This window comes from Cellulosimicrobium sp. G4 BAM 1002, from assembly GCF_057126935.1.
Window position 1 is genome coordinate 808,053 of sequence record NZ_CP182109.1, and the last position, 20,201, is coordinate 828,253.

Consider the following 20,201-nt stretch of genomic DNA (forward strand, 5'->3'; position numbering starts at 1 on the left):
TCCAGATCCGTTCGGGAACGTCCGCGTGGTCCGTGGCGTGTGCTGGAAGATGGGCTGCCGCCCTCCGCTGCGCTCCCGGTTGCCACCGGAGAGGCTTGAACACGGCCCGGATGCGGGCGCTAAAGAGCAGCGCGGCCGATAGCGTGCGCACACGGTGGTTCGTGCTCGACAGCACAGCTGAGACTCGGTGCGGGCCCACCAGGTTCGACCAGTAGGCAGACGGGGACGGCGAGGCGGCCAAAATGACATCTGAAGAGATAGCGCGGAGCGCGCACATGGAGGCGTTCTACGACGAGAGGCTCGGCAGACCGAAGTCGCGCAGGCAACGGCTCCGTGAGTGGTTCGCCGCTCGGAAGGTCTGGGGTGTTGTCCTCGCAGTAGCGCTGGGGCTCGCCTTGGTTCTCTGGGGAGTGCCTCTTCTCGTGGCGCCCGACGTCGGGGATCCAGTCGAGCGCGCCAGCCTCATGGTCGAGGAGCGACGAACGGTCATCACGACACTTGCCGCTCTTGGCGCTGGCGTCACGGTTTGGCTCTCCTGGCGCCGGCACGGCCTCGAATCCGCGCGCCACGATCTTGAGCGTGACGCCAACCGAACCGGGCGCTATGCCTCCGCTGTGGAACAGCTTGGTTCGGAATCCCCCCATATCCGTCTCGGCGGGATCTACGCACTGGAGAGGATCGCAAACGACTCCGACCGCGATGCCGATGTGATCGTCGATGTTCTCGCGGCCTTCGTCCGTGACACTTGCCGTCGTCCGCCGCTCAGTTTCGAGAACGTGACGATGGGCGGCGTCAGCGCGCACGCGGGTGTGGGCCCAAGCATCCCCGAGTACCCGGCAACCCGCATCGACGTTCAAGCCGCGCTCACGGTTCTGGCTCGCAGACCGAATAAGAGAAAGCCGGTTGATTTGTCGGGGGCCTATCTGGCGCGCGCGGATCTGGCGCATGCTGATCTGAACGACGCACGTCTTGCCAAGACGGACCTCTCGGAGGCCAAGCTTGACGGCGCTACACTGAACGGCGCGCATCTGATGGGGGCGAATCTCAAGCATGCACGTCTCCTGCGCGCCGAGCTGGTCCGCGCGGATCTGAGGGATGCCGACCTCACGGCGGCCAACCTCATGGGGGCTGACCTCACGGCGGCGAGCTGCCTACGGACGAACTTCACAGATGCTGTGGTCCGCCGCGCGGACTTGGGTGGCACCTACATGCGAGGTGCCAACCTCACGCGGGTAAACCTCGATGACGCAGCCGACATCAGCTACATGAAGCGCTAACGGCCGCGCGCCACTAGGGAGTCAAGCCCTCAGCTCGCGCGACGGCTCGTGGGGCACCGTCGCCACCCGTCACCGAGCTCGCGCGCGAGGCGGCTGGAGTCGCGTATCCGTCGTCATGCGGGGGAGCCTACGGCGAGCTCGAGCGTCCCGGACGGCGTCTCCGCCTGTCCGTCCCGGGCCTCGCGGACGATCGCGCAGACGGCCGTCTTGTCCAGGCCGAGGTCCTCGGCGATGCGACGTCCGGACCTGTCGGTTGTCCGGGCGAGACGCACGATCTCGTCGTGGTGCCGGGCGACGCGTCCGCGCCGCGCCGTCCGGGCCTGCCCGCCGTCTGTCCGAGTGTCCGGTGCGGCGTGCAGCTCGGGCGCGTGCTCCGCGACGATCGCGACCGGCACGGCGACCTCCGCGGCTTCCGTGTCCGTCTCTCCCGCGCTCGCGGCCCTCGTCTCGGTGTCCGTGTCCGTCACCGGGGCGGTGTCCGTGAGCGGGCCGAACGCGACGCCGGCGACGACGTGCGCGGCGGCGAGCGTCATGAACGGGAACCCCGCGGCGAGGAGCGCGCCGACGATGCCCTGCCAGCCCTGGGGGCCGGCGTCCCAGGCGTGGGCGGCGTTGATCGCGGACGAGACGGTGGTGAGGGCCCAGACGAGCGTCCAGGGCAGGCGTGCACTCTCGCCGCGGTGGGTGCGGACGAACGCGGCGATTACGTAGCCGAGCATGGCGACCTCGAGCGCGACGGGCACGAGCCACGCGAGGTGGACGGGGATCGCGGCCCACGGCGCGGCCGCGGAGACGCCGGTGAACGAGAGCGTGAAAGACGCGGCTGCGACCGCGACCAGGACGACGAGCAGGCCGGCGAGCATGAGGCGGTTGTCGGGGTTGATCCGGGCGGACGTCGTCGGGCGGGGCGTGGCGGTGGTCGTCATAGCGGTGGTCCTCTCGTGCGTGGTGGTCAGCGGGCGAGGCGGCGTGCGGCGGCGATCGCGGCGCGGACGTCGGCGATGGTCTCGGGCTGCGGGGGTGCGGCGGCCTGGGCGGCGTCGGCCTCGGCGAAGAGAGCGCGGGTCGTGGTCGTCGGGCGGTTGGGCGTGCGGGGCGCGGGCGCCGGAGCGGGTCCGGACTGCGCGAGTGCGGTGAGGCGGTAGCGGAGAAGGCCCGGGCCGCGGGCGCCCGCGAAGTCCTGTGCGCGCAGCTCGAGCGCGAACGTGTCGAGCGTCCACCCGGCGGCGCGCAGCTCGCGTGCGTGGTTGCGTGCCGCCGCGGCCGCCAGGCCGCGGGCGAGGGGGTGTGAGCGGATCTCCTCCACCACCCCGTCGAGCAGGGCGTCCCGCTCGCCGGTGGCGTCGTCGACGACGGTCAGCGGCCTGGTGGAGGGATGGGGCAGGGGATAGGGAAGGGGATCGGGGTCGGCAGGCGACACGCGTTCGTCGCGAGGCGACACCTGTTCGTCGTGAGCCGACACGAGTCGCGGCGCTCGCGGCTCGTGCGCCTGGTGCTCGACGACGTCGCCGACCTGGTCGTCGCGCTCAAGCTCGACGACGTCGCCGGGCGTGGTGAGCGCGTAGCGGGTCGTGGCGCCCCGGCGGCCGGTGCTGGTGGTGGTGATCCACCCGGCGTCGCGCAGGCGCCGCACGGCGGCCGTCGTGGCGGTCCGACCGAGGCTCGTGCGCGCCTGCAAGCGCTCGGCGGCGACCCACACCCGCAGTGGCCCGTCGCCCGCGTGGTCGGCGTAGGCGAGGGCGACGAGCTTGTCGGTGGCGGGGAGGTCGGACGCCCACAGGGCGTCGCGCCAGCGGTTCACGTGGCGGCGCGCGGACGTCGTCGGGTCGGGCGCTGACGGTGCCGTGGGCAGGGTCCTGCTAGCGTTGGCGAGAGCCATCTGAGAGGGTCCGTTCCTCTTGTGGTGGTCAGGCCCCGCTCGGTGTTGACGCACCGGCCGGGGCCGTTCTGTTGTGGGTGCTGCTAGTCGGTCGCGAAGGCGTCGAGCACGAGCTCGGCGGCGCGCACGTTCTGCTCGGGCACGTCCTGGTCGTAGAACCACGTGCGCGTCTCGTCGTCGGGGGTGAGCGCGACGGCGATCGCCTCGGCGGACGCCTCGAGCGCGGTGTCCGTGTCGCCGCGCGAGAACTCGAGCTCGGCCAGGAAGAGGTCCGCGAGGGTGGCGTCGTCGAGAGCGAGCAGGAACGTCAGCGCGTGCCCGAACTCGTGCCGAACCGTGGTGCGCACGTGCTGCTCGAGCAAGGCCCCTTTGACCGCGACCTCGCCTTCCTTGGCGTAGGCGGCGACGTCCTCGACGATCCACACGAAGGGTGACCCGTCCAGCTCGTCGGCGGGCTCGGCGTAGCCCCACCACCACCAGTCGTCGCGATCCGCGACGAACCGCCACTCCACGTCGCACACCGGCAGCCCGGCATCACCGAGACGCGAGATCTCCGCCCACGCGATCTCGTTGACGACGCCCAAGACGTCGTCGGGCACGCACGCCGCGCCAGGCGAAGCCGGAAGGTACGCAGGGAACCGCGACGGCTCCGGCTCGGCGCTCGCGGTGGACCCGACCAGGACGGCCGAGGTGGTGAGCAGGAGCGCGGCGGCGATCGCGCGACGGCGTGCCTGCCCCCAGCGGCTCACACGAGCAAGAGAAGCGCGAACGTGCCGTGCCTGCCCGCCGTGAGCGGGTGAAGTCTGGAGCGGTTGCCCAGCATCTGCCCAGCAGGACCGAACGGGCGCTCGAGTCGAGGGGTGTTCTTGCAGGTCAGAGAGTGGGCCCCGTGGGGTTCGAACCCACAACCTACGGATTAAAAGTCCGCAGCTCTGCCAGTTGAGCTAGAGGCCCGGGCGTCGCTCGGGGCGCCGTCCGGAGCCCAGGGTACCCGCGGCGGTACGACCCGGGGTCGCGCGGGCGCGGACCCTACGCGCGTCGTCGGGACCTGGCACCCGGGGTCTTGCTCCGTGAGAAATTCGGTGAGAACCGGGCGATTCGCTTGCATGTCGGCGCCGTTCTTGTTTCGGTGGAGAAGACCGAGGAGCCCGCGGGAGGGTGCACCGACGGCAGGTCACGCCGGCCAGGCGTGGGCCGCACGGACGTGTCCCGCGGGTCCCGCCCGGCGACGAGAGGAGCTCTCGTGCTCACCCTGACCGACAATGCCCGTACCGCCGTCCACGACCTGCAGACCCAGGCCGGGGTCCCCGACGGAGGCGGTCTGCGGATCGCCGAGTCGACGGACCAGGCGGGCAGCTTCGAGCTCGCGCTCGTGCCCGCCCCGCAGCCTGACGACACCGTCGTCGAGGACGGGGAGGCGAAGGTCTTCGTGGAGTCGTCCACGGTGCAGACCCTCGCGAACCTCACGCTCGACACGGACCCGAACGCCCAGGGACCGTCGTTCGTCCTGACTCCTCAGGGCTGACCGGCACCCCAGCCTGACCTGGCGCCTCGCGCCGGCACGATCTCGGCGTCGCGTCCTCCTCCTCCAGGCGCGTCATCGGATCCTCGACGGGCCGTCCGCACCGCGGGCGGCCCGTCGTCGTGCGCGACCGGGATCTACTCGCCCTCGGCCGGTCCCGGCCCGTGTGGTGCCGCTGCACTCAGGGCCGCAGCCCGACGCAGTCGAGCGCCCAGAACGTGTCCGCGTACACGAGCCGCCCGCGCATCCACGGCTCGTGGCCGACGAGGGGGAAAACCTGGAACGCGGGTGGCGGGATGCGGTCCGAGGGCGCGAGGAATCCGAGCCGGGAGCCGTCGACGAACCCGAGCCGTCGGTAGTACCCGGGGTCGCCCTCGAGGAACACGAGCGGCCACCCCGCGCCGTCGGCCGCGTCGAGCGCGTGCCGGACGAGCGCGCGGCCCACCCCCGTGCCCTGCCGCTCCGGGACGACGCCGAGCGGGGACAGCACCAGCACCTCGACGAGGCGCTCCGTGGCGTCGAGCCACGACCGGGTCAGCATGACGTGACCGACGACCTCGTCCCCTCCGTCGGGCCGCTGCGCGGTCGCGACGAAGGACAGACCGGGGACGTGCGCAGCGGACGCGCGCAGCGCCTCGACGAGGTCCGCGACGATCTCCTCGCCCGGCCCGAACGCTCGCAGGACGACATCACGGACGGGCCCCGCGTCGTCACGCGACTCGGGGCGGATGATCACGGGGGCGGTGCCCGGTGACTGGGCGAGCGACGGCATGGCGCGATGGTAGGCCGCAGGAAGCCCGAGGTCCCGGGGATTCTCGCCGGGCCTGCTTCGGCAAGCAGCCCGGCTCCCGCGGTGACGCGGCCGATCAGGCCGCCGGGCCCACGATCCACGACCCGCCGAGCACCGCGGCGCCCAGGGTGACGACGAGGAACACCCCGACCCAGAACAGCCCGGGCAGGCGCGTGAGGCGCGCGAGGATGTCGGCGTCGGAGCGTGCCGCCCGGCCGCGCGACCGCTCGGTCTGGAGCTCCAGCACAGGTCGCACCGCCCCGAGCAGGAGGAACCACGTCACCGCGTAGGCCACGGCGCTCTGGACGTCGGGCGACGCCCACCACGAGACCGCGACGAGCGCGGCGCCGGTCACGAGGACCGACCACAGCCCGAACCAGTTGCGGATCTGCAGCAGCATCAGGGCGAGCAGGACGACGAGCAGCCACAGCAGCCCGACCGCGTAGCCCTGGCGCAGCAGCGCGGCGGCACCGAGCCCGATGAGCCCCGGCCCGACGTAGCCCATGAAAGCCGTGAGCACCATGCCGAACCCGCGCGGTCGGCCCGACGAGACGGTGAGCCCGGACGTGTCGGAGTGCAGCCGGATGCCGGAGAGGCGTCGGCCGGTGAGCAGCGCGGCGAGCGCGTGGGAGGCCTCGTGCGCGATCGTCACGACGTGCCGCGCCACCCGCCACACGGGCGTCACGAGCACGACGGCGAGCGCGAGCGCGCCCATCGCGAGCACCACCGCGGTGTCGGGCGGGGCGACGGCGGTCGTCGCGGCCTGCCACACCTGCCCGACGACGTCGCCCAGCGAGGAGGCGGCGTCACCGCCCGTGGTCGCCCCGCCGTCGGACACGAGGGCGCCGGCAGCGGCGAGGGAAGGCGTGAGCGCGTGCACGCGCGACATTCCACCACAGCCCGGTGGACACCGGCCCGAGGCCGCTCGCGACGGACGAGACGCACCTCACCCGAGGGCACGGCGTCGGGCATGAGACACTGGAGGTTCGAGGGCAGCGCGATCGTGCGCGCCCCGCGTCGTGGAGATCCCCCCGGATTACGTGCGGCGGACCCCGACCTTGAGCCCCGAGAGGCCCATCACCTTGACTTCTTTTGCCGACTTCGGCCTGCCCACCCCTGTCGTGCGCGAGCTCTCGCGCCAGGGCATCGACTCCCCGTTCCCCATCCAGACCGCCACGCTGCCCGACTCGCTGAAGGGCCGTGACGTCCTCGGCCGCGGCCGTACCGGCTCCGGCAAGACGCTCGCGTTCTCGCTGCCGACCGTCGCGCGCCTCGCGCAGGCGAAGTCGTCGCGCCACCCGCGCCGGCCCCGCGCCCTCGTGCTGTGCCCGACGCGCGAGCTCGCCAACCAGATCAACGCCACCATGGAGCCGGTCGCCAAGGCCCTGGGCCTGACGACGACCACGATCTTCGGCGGCGTCGCGCAGTCGCGCCAGGTCGCCGCGCTCGACAAGGGCGTGGACATCGTCATCGCCTGCCCCGGCCGCCTCGAGGACCTCCTCAACCAGCGCCTGCTCACGCTCGACGGCATCGAGATCACCGTGCTCGACGAGGCGGACCACATGGCCGACCTCGGGTTCCTGCCCGGCGTGAAGCGCATCATGGACAAGACCCCGAAGCAGGGTCAGCGCATGCTGTTCTCCGCGACGCTCGACAACGGCGTGGACCAGCTCGTCAAGCGCTACCTCAACAACCCTGTGCGCCACTCGGTGGACGACGCCGCGGCCGCGCCCCCGCAGATGACGCACCACATCCTCGCGGTGCGCGACGCGGACGCGAAGAAGCAGGTCGTGCAGGAGCTCGCGTCGGGCACCGGCCGCCGCGTGCTGTTCATGCGCACCAAGCACCAGGCGAAGAAGCTCGCGAAGCAGCTCACCGCCAACGGTGTCCCGGCCGTCGACCTGCACGGCAACCTCGGCCAGGGCGCGCGCGAGCGCAACCTCGAGGCGTTCTCGTCGGGTGCCGTCAAGGTGCTCGTCGCGACGGACATCGCGGCGCGCGGCATCCACGTCGACGACGTCGAGCTCGTCGTGCACGTCGACCCGCCGGCCGAGCACAAGGCGTACCTGCACCGCTCGGGCCGTACGGCCCGCGCCGGGTCGGAGGGCGTCGTCGTCACCGTCATGCTGCCCGAGCAGCGCGGCGACGTGCGCGACCTGACCCGCAAGGCGAAGATCACCGCGCAGCCGAAGCCCGTCGCCCCCGGCGACGCGACCATCACGGGTCTGGTCGGCGAGATCGCGGCGTACGTGCGCCCGAGCGACATCACGCCGCCGCAGACGCAGGCGCGGCGTGGGACGCCGTCGACCAACGGCGGGTCGCGTGCCTCGCGCCGTGGGCGCGGCGCCCAGGGTGGCGGCCGCACGGCCGCGCAGGGCGCGGGCCAGGGCTCGGGTCAGGGCGCGACGGCGCAGCGCGGCCAGAGCGGTCAGCGCCCGGCGCAGCGTGGTTCCGGCAACGGCGCGCCTGCCGGCGGCGGCCAGGGTGGTTCGGGGCGTCGTCGTGGTGGCAGCGGCCGCGCGCAGCGCCCCGCCGGCGGGACGGTCTACTCGACCACCACCCCCCGCTGACCGTCACGCACGAGCTGTGGGCGTGAGATCGGGCCCGGTTTCGACCTCGGAACCGGGCCCGTCTCATGCCCACAGCCGTTCTCCTGGTGGGGAACACCGCGCGGGCTCGCGTGGTTGGGAACGTCGGAGGTGGACCATGACCAGCCAGACCCACGACAACCAGTCCTACGAGGTCGTCAAGTCCGACGACGAGTGGCGCGCCGAGCTGTCGCCGCAGGAGTACGCCGTGCTGCGGCAGGCCGGGACGGAGCGCGCCTGGACGGGCGAGCTCCTCGACGAGAAGCGCACCGGCGTGTACAGCTGTCGCGCGTGCGGCAACGAGCTGTTCCGCTCGGACACGAAGTTCGACTCCCACTGCGGGTGGCCGAGCTTCTTCAGCCCGCTCGCGGGCGACCGCGTCGAGCTGCTCACCGACCGCAGCCTCGGCATGGTGCGCACCGAGGTGCGCTGCGCGCGCTGCGGCTCCCACCTGGGGCACGTGTTCGACGACGCGCCGCAGACCCCGACCGGCGACCGCTTCTGCATGAACTCGGTCAGCCTGACGTTCGAGTCCGGCGAGTAGCCACGACGACGTCGACCCAGCACGCGACCGCGACCCCGGCCGCGTAGCAGACCAGGTCCCGCACCGCGAACGTGCTGCCCAGCAGCCACGCCGCGGGCGGGACCGCGTCGTTCACGGCGGACGCCGCACCGGTCGCCTGCAGCACCTCGACCCCCCAGCACCACGCGAGCGCGATCCCCGCCGCGGGCAGCGGGCGCAGGCGGGCGAACGCGAGCACGAGGAGCACGTAGGCCGCCACCGCGTACAGGACGTCGCCGCCGACGTCGCCCCACGGGTCGGGCAGCTGGGTCGCGACCACGAGCCCGGCGAGCACGACGCTCCCCAGGACGAGCGCGACGCGGGACCGCCGCCTGGGTGCCCGGGGGAGCGTGGGTGCGCCGAGGGGCCGGGGCGAGCGGGCGCCGTCGGGCACGCTCACGCCCCGTGCGAGCGCAGGGTCACCGGTTCGCGTTCCAGCGCACGACGTCTTCGGAGTACCGGTGCAGGAGCGTGGCGAGCGTCGCGACGTCGTCGCGCTCCCACCCGTCGAGCGCCTCCGTGATCGAGGTGACGCGGCCGCGGTGCGCGGCGTGGAGGCGCGACGCGCCGTCCGGCGTCAGGGTGATGAGCTGCCCGCGCGAGTCGTCCGGGTCGACCTCGCGCGCGACGAGGCCGAGCGAGTGCAGCCGGCTGAGCTGGCGCGAGATGGTCGCGCGCCCGACGCCGAACTGCGCGGCGAGGTCCGAGCCCCGGACGCCGGGGTGGTCGGCGATGTGCGCGAGGAGCGGGTAGGCGCTCGCCTCGAGGCCGGGGTGGATGCGGCGCGCCATCGCCGTCGCCGCGGCACCGGCCCGGCGCAGCAGGATCCGCAGCTCGCGTTCGAGGTCGACGTACGCGGCGTCGGGCTCGGCGGAGCCTGCGGCGTCTCGTCCGGAGCTGGTGGGAGGGGTCTCGGCTGGCACAGGGCCATCATGGCGCGAAGGGCGGGCTGCGGTCACGTTCGTCCGGGAAACCTCACCCGCTGGACGGTCGACCAAGACGCCGGGTGCAGGAAATGTGCGGCCCCGAAACGCTTCGAGACCGCACATTTCCTGCACTCAGCGTTTGAGGAGGGTGTTCAACGCGACGGGCGACCAGTCTCCTGGCCGTCGACCACTCCCGCGGGCTCGTACGCCCCGACGAGCGTCGACTCCGTCTCCTCGGCGAGGGTGACCCGGCCGGGGGAGGCGTCCACCGGGGCGTCCTCAGGGGTGCCGTCGAGCGCGGCCTCCCGCTCGAGGCGCTCCTGGAGGCCCGTCTTGGTGCCGAGCGGGACCTCCTTGAGGAACGACACGGCGATCAGGGCGATCAGCGCGAGCGGCACGGCGACGAGGAAGATCTCGGCGATGCCGTCCCCGTAGGACTTCTCCACGAGGTCCTTGATCGGGCCAGGCAGGGTGGAGACGTCCGGTACCGCGTTGCTGCCGCCCATCGAGTCCGCCGGGACGCCGAGCTTGACGAGGCCGTCCTGGATGGAGGACGAGACCTTGGTCGCGAGCACCGCGCCGAGCACGGAGACGCCGATCGCTCCGCCGAGGCTGCGGAAGAACGCGACGGTCGACGTCCCTGCACCCATCTCCTGGACGTCGAGCGTGTTCTGCACGGCGAGCACGAGGTTCTGCATGAGCATGCCCATGCTGGCGCCGAGGAAGAACAGGTAGACGCTGATCAGCGTGAAGCTCGTGTGGTAGTCGATGGTCGACAGGGCGAAGAGCGAGGCGACGAGCGCCGCACCACCGGCGACCATGATGCTCTTGTAGCGCCCGTAGCGCGTGATGAGCTGGCCGAACAGGGTCGACGCGACGAACGTCCCGACGATCATGGGGATCGTCAGCAGGCCCGACTCGGTCGGGGTCTTGCCGCGCGCGACCTGCATGTACTGGCTGAGGAACACCGCGGTGCCGAACATCGCGACGCCCACCGCGACGGACGCGACGACCGCGAGGACGAAGGTGCGGTTCTTGAACAGGTGCAGCGGGATGATCGGCTCGGGCGTCACGCGCTCGACCAGCACGGCGCCGAGCAGGGCAAGGACGGCACCGCCGACCATGGCGAACGTCTGCCACGACAGCCACTCGAAGTTCTGCCCGGCGAACGTCACCCACAGCAGGAGCGCGGAGACGCCGACGGCGACGAGCAGCGCGCCCCAGTAGTCGATCCGCACGACGCGGCGTGCGACCTTCGGCAGGTGCAGCGTGCGCTGGAGCACGACGATCGCGGCGATCGCGAACGGGAGCCCGACGAAGAAGTTCAGGCGCCAGCTCGCGGCGTCGGTGAGGACACCGCCCAGGAGCGGGCCGCCGATCTGGCTCACGGCCATGATGCCGCCCATGAGTCCCATGAACTTCCCGCGCTCGCGCGGGGAGATGATGTCGGTCATGAGGACGGTGGCGAGCGCCATGAGTCCGCCCGCGCCGATGCCCTGGAACGCGCGGAACGTGATGAGGGTGCCGACGTTCTGCGACAGGCCGGCGAGCGCCGAGGAGACGACGGCGATCACGAGCGCGACCTGGATGAGGACCTTGCGGTTGGTGAGGTCCGCGAGCTTGCCCCAGATCGGGGTGGAGATCGTCATGGCGAGGAGCGTCGAGGTGACGACCCAGGTGTAGGAGGCCTGCGAGCCGTCCAGGTCGCTGACGATCTTGGGCAGCGAGCTCGACACGATCGAGCTCGCGAGGATCGCGACGAACATGCCGAGGAGGATCCCCGAGAGGGACTCCATGACCTCGCGGCGGGTCATCGGGGTGGCGGCTGCGCCGGGCGGGGCGGTCCGTTCTGAGGTGCTGGTCATCAGGTGCGCTGTCCTTCGTTCTGCGGGCTCACGTGTCGTGGCGGGGTGTCAGGAGGTCCTTCGTGGCGGCCCGACGACGCGGGCTGCGGGCGGGGTCGGTGCCCGACGGCGCGCGGTCGCCGGGCGCCCGGGTCACCCGGTCGTGCGGTGGTGCTCGTGGCCGGCCGCGACCGCGGCGACGACGCGCTCGATCTCGCGCGTCGCGGCGACGATCTCGTCGTCGGTCCAGCCGGCGAAGATCTCGGTGCCGAGGGCGTCGATGAGGTCGTAGGCGCGGCCGACGACCTCCCGTCCCGCGTCGGTGAGCTCGACCGTGCGGGCGCGGCGGTCGCCGTCGTCGACGGTGCGGCGGGCGAGGCCTTCGTCGACGAGGTGGCTCACCTGGCGGCTCGCCACCGAGAGGTCGACCCGGAGCCGGGTGGCGACGTCACCGAGCGGGGCCGGCCCGCAGCGGTGCAGCATGCGCAGCACGCCGAACGAGGCGCGCGGGATGTCGAGGTCGCGCGCGATCCGGACGGCGCTCTCGCGCTGGACGCGGGCGAGCTCGTCGAGCGCGCGGACGAGTCCGGTCGTGGGCGAGGGGTCCGTCGAGGATTCGGGCGAGGTGTCGTGCGGGCGACGGGTGCCGCCGGGCACGACGGCGGTCGCGACAGGCATGGGTACTCCTTGGTTGCTGCAGGCAAGCATACGCCTTCAAGTTGCTTGCAGCAACCATTGTGTCGAGCAACCTCTGTCAGAGGGCGCGGACGACCCGGTAGGACGCTCGGCGGGCAGGCTCAGGAGCTGCTGGCCGGCGGCCCGGCGGACTGCTCAGTGCGCCCCGCGACCCACTCGCTCGTTGCCCATGTCCTCGAGCTCGACGCCCTTGGTCTCGGGAACCTTCGTGAACACGAACACGAACGACAGCGCCGCGAAGATCGCGTACATGAGGTACGGGATCGTCGCCCCGAAGGCGGCGAGCATCGGCGGGAACGAGAGGGTGATCGCGAAGTTCGCGAGCCACTGCGCCATCGCGGCGACTCCCAGCGCGGCGGCCCGGATGCGGTTGGGGAACATCTCGCCGAGGAGCACCCACACGAGCGGGCCCCACGACGCGCCGAAGAACACGACGAACGCGTTCGCGGCGACGAGGGCGACCGGGCCCCACGGGTCCGGCAGCGTGATGTTGTCGCCGCTGCCGCTCGCCTGCGTGAACGCGAGGGCCATGAGACCGAGCGAGACCGTCATGCCGGCCGAGCCGATGAGCAGGATCGGGCGGCGTCCCACCTTGTCCACCAGCGCGATGGCGATGAAGGTCACCGCGACGTTCGTCACGGACGTGATCGTCGAGACGAGGAACGACTGGCTCTCGTCGAACCCGACGGCCTGCCAGAGCGTCGTCGAGTAGTAGAAGATCACGTTGATCCCGACGAACTGCTGGAACACCGACAGCAGGATGCCGACCCAGACGATCGGCTTGAGCCCGAACGACGAGCCCTTGAGCGAGCCCTCCTGGGCGTTCTTCTCGTCGACGGCGATCGAGCGGTGGATCTGCGCGATGCGGTCGTCGACGTCCTCGTCGGGGCCGAGGACGGACGTGAGCACGGCTCTGGCCTCCTCGTCGCGGCCCTTGGCGACGAGGTACCGGGGTGACTCGGGGATGCGCAGCGCGAGGATGCCGTAGACAGCGGCCGGGATCACGCACACGAGGAACATCCAGCGCCACGCCTCCCAGCCGAGCCACAGCTCGTTGGAGGCGCCGCCTGCCGCCTCGGCGAGGAGCTGGTCGGACAGGAGGGCCGCGAAGATGCCGACCGTGATCGCGAGCTGCTGCAGCGAACCCATCCGGCCGCGCAGGCGTGCGGGCGCGATCTCCGCGATGTAGGCAGGCGCGATGACGGACGCGATGCCGATGCCGACGCCCGCCATGAAGCGCCACAGCGCGAGGTCGAGCGCGGACCAGGCGATCGCGGACAGGATCGACGACGCGAAGAAGAGGATCGCGCCGAACACCATGACGCGCGTGCGCCCCCAACGGTCGGCGAGGCGACCACCCGACCACGCTCCGAGCGCGCACCCGAGGAGGGCGATCGCGACGACGAGTCCGGTCACGGCGGCATCGAGCTCGAACTGGCCCTCGATCGCCGCGACGGCGCCGTTGATCACGGAGCTGTCGAAGCCGAAGAGGAAGCCACCGACCGCGGCCGCGACGGCGAGGCCGATCGCCTTGCGGTGGGCGCTCCTGGCCGTCACGGTGCCGTGGCCTGCTGCTTCGCTTCTCGTCATCGCGGTCCTCCGGTCGTCCAGGTCCTCGGCGGGGTCTTCGGTCACTGTAGGTCGGCGTGTCGGTCCCGGCGCGGCGAAGGCGGGTTCCGCCACCGGACCGCGCGTCGGCGTCGCCTGTCCGGGGCGTGCATCGTCCCGGCGTGCGGGGGGAGACTGTGCAGGTGCCAGACGACGACACCTCGCTCCCGCCGGACGGCGGCGGACCGGGCCGCGCCGGGCGGCCGCGCCGCCCGGCGATGCTGGACCCGCGCGACGCCGAGGACCTCCCCGGCGAGCTCGATCCCGCCCTGCGGGACCAGGTCGCCCACACGAGCGCGCACGCGATCGTGCACCGTGCGCGTGACGCCGAGGACCCCGAGGTCGTCGAGCGGCTCGTCCACCTCGTCGAGACCGAGGGGCTCGACGTCGTCGCGGCGCTGTGGTCCGACGCCCCCCCGAACTCGCTGCCGGGCGCGCTCTGGCGGCTCTACGTCCTGCGCGAGTGGGTGCGTCGCGACCCCCAGACCGTGACGCTGCGCTACCGGCTCGGGGTCGACGCCGCGCCCGTCCACGAGGCCATCGCCGGCGTCCCCCGCCCGCCTGGCCCGCAGGACGTCCGCGACCTGGCCGACGCGGTGCTGTCCGGCGTCTTCACCGGCGACCTCGCGGTCGCGCTCGAGCGGGCGGGGTCGTTCTGCCGGATCCTCGCGACCGGCGCGGCGTTCGACGCGGACTCGCGAGAGGTCGCCGACCCGTCCGGAGCGCTGCGGATGACCCGCGGCGCGGCCTCGCTGCTGCGCACCGCCCAGGAGCTCGAGCACGCGGCCGAGCTCTGGCGCGCCGGCCGCCTGGACTGACCCGACGCCGGACAGGACACGGCTCACGCCGAACAGCTCCCGGCCCACGCGAGGGAAACCCCCCACCCACCCCGACACCCAGGCGAGCACGCGCCGTCGGCCCCAAGGAACCACGGTTCTACCTCGCGGGACCAGAGTTCTACTTCGGCGGCCCGCGGTTCTCCCGCAGGACCCGGGTACCCGGGGTGACGCTCGCACGCACGGCGAGGGGCCAGGTTCTCCGGAGCGCGAACACGGGCTGCGAGCAGTTCCGGGACGGCGGACGGGCACGTACGATGGTCGACGACGCCGGGCCGCGGTAGCCCCGGGCTCCACACTCAGCCGCTTCGAGCGGCCACGCGCCGAGAGGCGCTCCCGGTCCGGCGTCTCATCTTCGGGCATGTCCCCGACGCGGTCACTGGCAACGACGCCAGGTGCCCGTCGCGAGCATCCTGCGCCGTCAGCGGCCGCGTGGCGGCGATTCCAGCATCGGTCTGCGCGTCGGCTACATTTGACGAGAGTTCGACGTGCGTTCATCCAAAGATCATCCGACCAGAGATCAGTGACCACCCCGGCCGACCGGTTTCGTCCGGCCACCGAGCGGCCCCCGAGGCCGACGCCAGCTCAGACCCCGACCCCGCGTCCCTTCCGGAGCCCCCCGTGCGCCTGCGCCTGACACCGCGCGACACCTCGTTCTTCGACCTTCTCGCCGCTCTGGCGCAGCACCTGGTCACCGGATCCACGCTCCTCGCAGAGCTGCTCGGCGCCGACCGCGCGACGCGCAAGCAGCTCGCGAAGCAGCTCAGCGAGACCGAGCACCTCGCCGACGACGCGACGCACTCCATCATGCGGCGCCTCAACCAGACGTTCGTCACGCCGTTCGACCGCGACGACATCTACGCGCTCGCGTCCGCGCTCGACGACTGCATGGACTACATGGAGGAGGCCGCGGACCTCATCGTCCTGTACAAGGTCGAGGAGCTCCCGGCCCGTGTGTCCGAGCAGGTCCAGGTGCTCCAGCGAGCGTCGGAGCTCACCGCCGAGGCCATGCCGCGACTGCGCTCGATGGACGACCTCCCGGAGTACTGGGTCGAGGTCAACCGCCTGGAGAACCAGGCCGACAAGGTCCACCGCAAGCTGCTCGCCGAGCTCTTCGACGAGGTGTCGGACCCGATCCTCCTCATGAAGCTCAAGGAGATCGTGGAGGTCCTCGAGCAGGCGGCCGACGCCTTCGAGAAGGTCGCCAACACGGTCGAGACCATCGCGCTCAAGGAGTCCTGAGCCCCGTGGAGGTAGTGCTCGTCGTCGTCGTCGTGGCGTTCGCCCTGGCGTTCGACTACACCAACGGGTTCCACGACGCGGCGAACGCCATCGCGACGTCGGTCTCGACCAGGGCCCTCACCCCGCGCGCCGCGCTCATCATGGCAGCGGTCTTCAACCTGATCGGCGCGCTGCTCGGTACCGCGGTCGCCCAGACCATCGCCGAGGACATCGTCGCGGTGAACGACGTCCCGCCTCACCAAGGCCTCGTCATCGTGCTGTGCGGCCTCGTCGGTGCGATCACGTGGAACCTCATCACGTGGTGGTTGGGCCTCCCCTCGTCGTCGACGCACGCGATCATCGGAGGGCTTGCGGGCGTCGGGGTCGCGTCCGGGATCACGGTCCACTGGGACGCGATCGTCGACAAGGTCGTGCTGCCGATGATCTTCTCGCCGCTCATCGGGTTCGGCCTCGCGTTCGCCCTCATGGTCGGCGTGCTGTGGATCTTCCGGAACGCGGCACCGGCCAGGGCGTTCCGCCGCTTCCGCATCGCGCAGACTGCGTCCGCTGCGGCCATGGCCCTCGGCCACGGCCTCCAGGACGCGCAGAAGACGATGGGCGTCATCGTGCTCGCCCTCGTCGCGGGCGGCTTCCAGGACGACAACACCATCCCGCTGTGGGTCAAGCTCTCCGCGGCGACCGCGATCTCGCTCGGGACCTACGCCGGCGGGTGGCGCATCATGCGCACGCTCGGCCGCAAGATCATCGAGCTCGACCCGGCGCGCGGGTTCGTCGCCGAGTCCGTGGCGTCCGTCGTCCTCTACGCGAACGCGTTCATCTTCCACGCGCCGGTGTCCACGACGCACACCATCACGTCGGCCATCATGGGCGTCGGTGCGACGAAGCGTCTCTCGGCGGTGCGCTGGGGTGTCGCGAAGAACATCGGCGTCGCGTGGGTCCTCACCATCCCGATGGCCGCACTCGTCGCCGCGGTCATGTACTGGATCCTCAGCCCGATCCTCAGCCCGATCCTCATCTGAGCCCCGCGAGCTCACGAGCCCGCCGAGCCAGGGAGCCCGCTCAGTGCAGCGGCGGCGCCACCTTCTCCGCCGCGACGACGCGCGGGCCACGGGACGTGCGGGCCACGTGCGCGACGATCATCTCGCCCGGTTCGAGGTACGGGTCGTCGGTGGGCAGGGCGTTCGCGACGGCGCGGCGCGAGTGCTGGCCGAGCACGTCGAGGACCGTGGGCAGGACGGGTCGGTGCGTGCAGAGCACGGACGAGCGCTCCGACTCGAGGAGCTCGCGGACGGTCCGGGCGACGCGCGCGGGGGAGCGCTCGTGCTGCGCCTCGGTGAGGTGGTCGCTGCTCGCGGGCTCCGACCCGGACGCGCCGGCGTAGGGCGCGATCGTCTGGGCGCAGCGGTCCCACCGGCTCGTCACGACGGTCTGGACCCCGTAGGCGGCGAGCACCGGCACGAGCGCCATCGACTGGGCGTGGCCGGCCGGGGTCAACGGCCGGTGCTGCTCCTCGCCGTGCCACGCGGCCCGGGTGACGGCCTTGCCGTGGCGCACGATGACGACGACGTGCGTCGCGAGCCGGCCCTCGTCGCGCTCCCGCACGAGCGCCTCGAGCGGCGTCCGGTCCGCGTACCGCGTGAGTCGGCGGGCGGCGTCGTCGACCGAGAGCCACGCCGCACGGTCGATCTCCTGGGGTGACACCGGCGGGACGGGGGCGCGCGCGGCGAGGGCCCCCGCGTCCCGCGACGGTGACGCCTTGCGCGCGGCCCAGTAGTGCACACGCTTCACGCGGCCCTCTGGCGTGAGGTACTGCAGGCCGGGGAGCGGCACGCCGAGCACGACCGGCTTGCCCGTCTCCTCGGCGACCTCGCGCGCCGCGGCCGCCTGGAACGTCTCGCCCGGGTCGAGCTTGCCCTTGGGCCACGACCAGTCGTCGTAGCGCGGCCGGTGCACGAGCCGGACCTGCAGCACGTCGTCGTGCACGCGCCACACGAGCGCGCCGGCCGACTCGATGACGGGCGCGTGCTCCACGTGCGTGGGCCCGAGGGCGGGCACCAGGGGCACGCCGGCGTGCAGGGCGGACGGCGGCACTCCCATCCGCTACCGCCTCCCGCTGAGCCGGCGCCGTTGGCGCTGCACGAGGCTCGCCTGGAGGTCGACGAGGGGGCTTCCGTCGGGTGCCGCCTCGGGGCGGTGCCACGTCCCGTCGGCGTCGAGGTGCCACGACGCCGTGCGCTCGGACATCGACGTCTCCAGGAGGTCGAGCAGCTCGAGGACCTGGTCGGGGTCGGTGATGCGCACGAGAGCCTCGACCCGCCGGTCGAGGTTGCGGTGCATGAGGTCGGCCGACCCGATGAACACCTCGGGCCCGCTCTCCGGCCCTTCGCCGATGGCCGGCCCCGCCGAGTTCGCGAACGCGAAGATGCGCGAGTGCTCGAGGAACCGGCCGAGGATCGAGCGCACGCGGATGTTCTCGCTCAGGCCGGGGACGCCCGGCCGGACGGCGCAGATGCCGCGCACGACGAGGTCGACCTGCACGCCCGCCTGGGACGCGCGGTAGAGCGCGTCGAGCGTCGTCTCGTCGACGACCGAGTTGACCTTGATCTTGACCCACGCCTCGTGCCCGGCGCGCGCGGCGGCGGCCTCGCGGTCGATGCGCTCGAGCAGCCCCGTGCGCACGGTGCGCGGCGCGACGAGCAGCCGGTGGAAGCGTGACTGCGGCGCGTAGCCCGAGAGCTGGTTGAACAGCCGGGTGAGGTCCTGCCCCACGTCGGGGTCGCACGTGAGCAGGCCGTGGTCGGTGTACAGGCGAGCGGTCTTCGGGTGGTAGTTCCCGGTGCCGACGTGGCAGTAGCGGCGCAGCCCGTCGGACTCCTGGCGTACGACGAGCGACAGCTTGCAGTGCGTCTTGAGCCCGACGATCCCGTACACGACGTGCACGCCCGCCTGCTCGAGCTTGCGCGCCCACGAGATGTTGGCCTCCTCGTCGAACCGCGCCTTGATCTCGACGAGGGCGAGCACCTGCTTGCCGGCCTCCGCCGCGTCGATCAGCGCGTCGACGATGGGCGAGTCGCCCGACGTCCGGTACAGCGTCTGCTTGATCGCGAGCACCTTCGGGTCCGCGGCGGCCTGCTCGAGGAACGTCTGGACCGACGTCGAGAACGAGTCGTACGGGTGGTGCAGCAGGACGTCGCGGGCGCGGATGGCGGCGAACACGTCGGTCGGCGACGCGCTCTCGACCTCGGCGAGGAGCCGGTGGGTCGTGGGCACGAACGGCGGGAAGTGCAGGTCGGCGCGGTCGAGGTCGGCGAGCAGGTTGAGACCCGTCAGGTCGAGCGGCTCGGGCAGCTCGTAGACCTCCTCCTCCACGACGCCCAGCTCGCGCACGAGCAGGGCCCGGATGCGGTCGCTGATCCCGTGCGCGAGCTCGAGCCGGACCGGCGGCCCGAAACGGCGACGCAGCAGCTCCTTCTCCATGGCCTGGAGGAGGTTCTCGGCGTCGTCCTCCTCGACCTCGACGTCCTCGTTTCGCGTCACGCGGAACGTGTGGTGCTCGAGCACGTCCATGCCGGGGAACAGCGCGTCGAGGTGGTGGGCGATGACCTCCTCGATCGGCACGAACGACGTCGGTCCCTTGTCCGGGGCGGCGGTCCGGGTCGTCGGGGCGCTCGGGCGCCCGCGGGCGTCGACGGCGATGAAGCGCGGCAGCAGCGGCGGCACCTTGACGCGCGCGAAGTGCTCCTTGCCCGTCGCCGGGTTGGCGACGACGACCGCGAGGTTGAGCGACAGCCCGGAGATGTACGGGAACGGGTGCGCGGGGTCGACGGCGAGCGGCGTGAGCACGGGGAAGATCTGCTTGCGGAAGTACTTGTGCAGGCGCTCCTGCTCGCGCGTCTCGAGCTCGTCCCAGTGCACGAGCGTGATGCCCTCGGCGGCGAGCGCGGGCTGGACGTCGTCGCTGAACACCGCCGCGTGGCGGGTCATGAGGTCGTGCGCGCGGTCGCTGATCGCGTCGAGCACCTGGCGCGGCGAGAGGCCCGAGGCCGCCGTGACCGCGATCCCGGTGGCCATGCGGCGCTTCAGGCCGGCGACCCGCACCATGAAGAACTCGTCCAGGTTCGACGCGAAGATCGCGAGGAACCGCACGCGCTCGAGGAGCGGCTGCCGAGGGTCCTCGGCGAGCTCGAGCACGCGCTGGTTGAACGCGAGCCAGCTCAGCTCGCGGTCGGCGAACCGGTCGTCGGGCAGCGGTTCGAGGTCCAGGCCCACACCCAGGGGCTCGATCTCGGGCTCCTCCGCGATGTGCTCCGCGATGTGCGCGGCCAGGTCGGAGTCGAGCGTGCGCTGGGTGGACGTCTCGGTCATGGGTTCATGGTGGCACCAGTTGATGAACGGCGCGTGACTCGGGTCACCGTCCGGACCGTGCCCCTC

General features: G+C 72.1%; 19 protein-coding genes and 1 tRNA gene. 7 read left to right on the forward strand and 13 right to left on the reverse strand.

The genetic code is table 11. The annotated features are described in order from the left end of the window. The first annotated feature begins 275 nt into the window (after positions 1-275). Positions 276-1,277: a pentapeptide repeat-containing protein gene (locus ACMXGY_RS03820; protein WP_483775562.1), complete on the forward strand. Its 1,002-nt coding sequence runs from the start codon at positions 276-278 to the stop codon at positions 1,275-1,277. Positions 1,278-1,390: 113 nt separating this feature from the next. Here ACMXGY_RS03820 and ACMXGY_RS03825 read toward each other — a convergent pair whose 3' ends face one another. From ACMXGY_RS03825 to ACMXGY_RS03840, 4 genes are all read right to left on the reverse strand, one after another. Further along, a complete protein-coding gene (locus ACMXGY_RS03825) occupies positions 1,391-2,203 on the reverse strand; it encodes a DUF2637 domain-containing protein (protein WP_483775563.1) in 813 nt (270 codons plus the stop codon). Positions 2,204-2,229: 26 nt separating this feature from the next. Further along, positions 2,230-3,078, reverse strand: a complete 849-nt coding sequence (locus tag ACMXGY_RS03830) for a hypothetical protein (RefSeq protein ID WP_483775564.1) — start codon at positions 3,076-3,078, stop codon at positions 2,230-2,232. A gap of 161 nt (positions 3,079-3,239) precedes the next feature. Beyond that, positions 3,240-3,905 (reverse strand): hypothetical protein, encoded by a 666-nt coding sequence (locus tag ACMXGY_RS03835; RefSeq protein WP_483775565.1) that lies wholly within the window; start codon positions 3,903-3,905, stop codon positions 3,240-3,242. 132 nt (positions 3,906-4,037) lie between these two features. Then, positions 4,038-4,110 (reverse strand) — tRNA-Lys (locus tag ACMXGY_RS03840). 289 nt (positions 4,111-4,399) lie between these two features. Here ACMXGY_RS03840 and ACMXGY_RS03845 point away from each other — a divergent pair. Then, a complete protein-coding gene (locus ACMXGY_RS03845) occupies positions 4,400-4,681 on the forward strand; it encodes a HesB/IscA family protein (protein WP_483775566.1) in 282 nt (93 codons plus the stop codon). 178 nt (positions 4,682-4,859) lie between these two features. Here ACMXGY_RS03845 and ACMXGY_RS03850 read toward each other — a convergent pair whose 3' ends face one another. Together ACMXGY_RS03850 and ACMXGY_RS03855 are read right to left on the reverse strand one after the other, a co-directional pair. Then, complete coding sequence (locus ACMXGY_RS03850) at positions 4,860-5,450, reverse strand: GNAT family N-acetyltransferase (protein ID WP_483775567.1); 591 nt, start codon at positions 5,448-5,450, stop codon at positions 4,860-4,862. Positions 5,451-5,544: 94 nt separating this feature from the next. Beyond that, positions 5,545-6,261 (reverse strand): M50 family metallopeptidase, encoded by a 717-nt coding sequence (locus tag ACMXGY_RS03855; RefSeq protein ID WP_483776777.1) that lies wholly within the window; start codon positions 6,259-6,261, stop codon positions 5,545-5,547. A 289-nt stretch (positions 6,262-6,550) separates the two neighbouring features. On the opposite strand from ACMXGY_RS03855, the gene ACMXGY_RS03860 reads away from it, so the two are divergent. Then, entirely contained in the window at positions 6,551-8,038 is a 1,488-nt protein-coding gene (locus tag ACMXGY_RS03860) for a DEAD/DEAH box helicase (RefSeq protein ID WP_483776778.1), read from the forward strand. 136 nt (positions 8,039-8,174) lie between these two features. Beyond that, positions 8,175-8,600, forward strand: a complete 426-nt coding sequence (msrB, locus tag ACMXGY_RS03865; protein WP_483775568.1) for a peptide-methionine (R)-S-oxide reductase MsrB — start codon at positions 8,175-8,177, stop codon at positions 8,598-8,600. Here the strand turns inward: msrB and ACMXGY_RS03870 are convergent. The 5 genes from ACMXGY_RS03870 to ACMXGY_RS03890 all read right to left on the reverse strand — a co-directional run bounded on the left by ACMXGY_RS03870 (position 8,572) and on the right by ACMXGY_RS03890 (position 13,674). Continuing rightward, a complete protein-coding gene (locus tag ACMXGY_RS03870; protein ID WP_483775569.1) occupies positions 8,572-9,018 on the reverse strand; it encodes a ribosomal maturation YjgA family protein in 447 nt (148 codons plus the stop codon). The genes msrB and ACMXGY_RS03870 overlap by 29 nt on opposite strands. Positions 9,019-9,037: 19 nt before the next feature. Further along, a complete protein-coding gene (locus ACMXGY_RS03875) occupies positions 9,038-9,541 on the reverse strand; it encodes a MarR family winged helix-turn-helix transcriptional regulator (protein WP_483775570.1) in 504 nt (167 codons plus the stop codon). Positions 9,542-9,696: 155 nt separating this feature from the next. Beyond that, entirely contained in the window at positions 9,697-11,409 is a 1,713-nt protein-coding gene (locus tag ACMXGY_RS03880) for an MDR family MFS transporter (RefSeq protein WP_483775571.1), read from the reverse strand. A gap of 132 nt (positions 11,410-11,541) precedes the next feature. After that, positions 11,542-12,066: a MarR family winged helix-turn-helix transcriptional regulator gene (locus ACMXGY_RS03885; RefSeq protein ID WP_483775572.1), complete on the reverse strand. Its 525-nt coding sequence runs from the start codon at positions 12,064-12,066 to the stop codon at positions 11,542-11,544. A 153-nt stretch (positions 12,067-12,219) separates the two neighbouring features. Next, positions 12,220-13,674 carry a sugar porter family MFS transporter gene (locus ACMXGY_RS03890; RefSeq protein ID WP_483775573.1) on the reverse strand — a complete coding sequence of 485 codons (1,455 nt, stop codon included), beginning with the start codon at positions 13,672-13,674 and terminating at the stop codon, positions 12,220-12,222. Between the two features lie 236 nt (positions 13,675-13,910). Between ACMXGY_RS03890 and ACMXGY_RS03895 the strand changes: the two genes are divergently transcribed. The 3 genes from ACMXGY_RS03895 to ACMXGY_RS03905 all read left to right on the forward strand — a co-directional run bounded on the left by ACMXGY_RS03895 (position 13,911) and on the right by ACMXGY_RS03905 (position 16,789). Beyond that, on the forward strand, positions 13,911-14,510 hold the full coding sequence (locus tag ACMXGY_RS03895) for a hypothetical protein (protein WP_483776779.1): 600 nt from the start codon (positions 13,911-13,913) through the stop codon (positions 14,508-14,510). 639 nt (positions 14,511-15,149) lie between these two features. Next, positions 15,150-15,770, forward strand: a complete 621-nt coding sequence (locus ACMXGY_RS03900) for a DUF47 domain-containing protein (protein WP_483775574.1) — start codon at positions 15,150-15,152, stop codon at positions 15,768-15,770. A gap of 5 nt (positions 15,771-15,775) precedes the next feature. After that, positions 15,776-16,789, forward strand: coding sequence for an anion permease (locus ACMXGY_RS03905; RefSeq protein WP_483775575.1), 1,014 nt, complete (start codon positions 15,776-15,778; stop codon positions 16,787-16,789). Positions 16,790-16,829: 40 nt separating this feature from the next. Here ACMXGY_RS03905 and ACMXGY_RS03910 read toward each other — a convergent pair whose 3' ends face one another. Both ACMXGY_RS03910 and ACMXGY_RS03915 read right to left on the reverse strand, forming a co-directional pair. Next, positions 16,830-17,867 carry an NUDIX hydrolase gene (locus ACMXGY_RS03910; protein ID WP_483775576.1) on the reverse strand — a complete coding sequence of 346 codons (1,038 nt, stop codon included), beginning with the start codon at positions 17,865-17,867 and terminating at the stop codon, positions 16,830-16,832. Between the two features lie 3 nt (positions 17,868-17,870). Next, positions 17,871-20,135, reverse strand: a complete 2,265-nt coding sequence (locus ACMXGY_RS03915) for an RNA degradosome polyphosphate kinase (protein WP_483775577.1) — start codon at positions 20,133-20,135, stop codon at positions 17,871-17,873. Positions 20,136-20,201 lie beyond the last annotated feature (66 nt).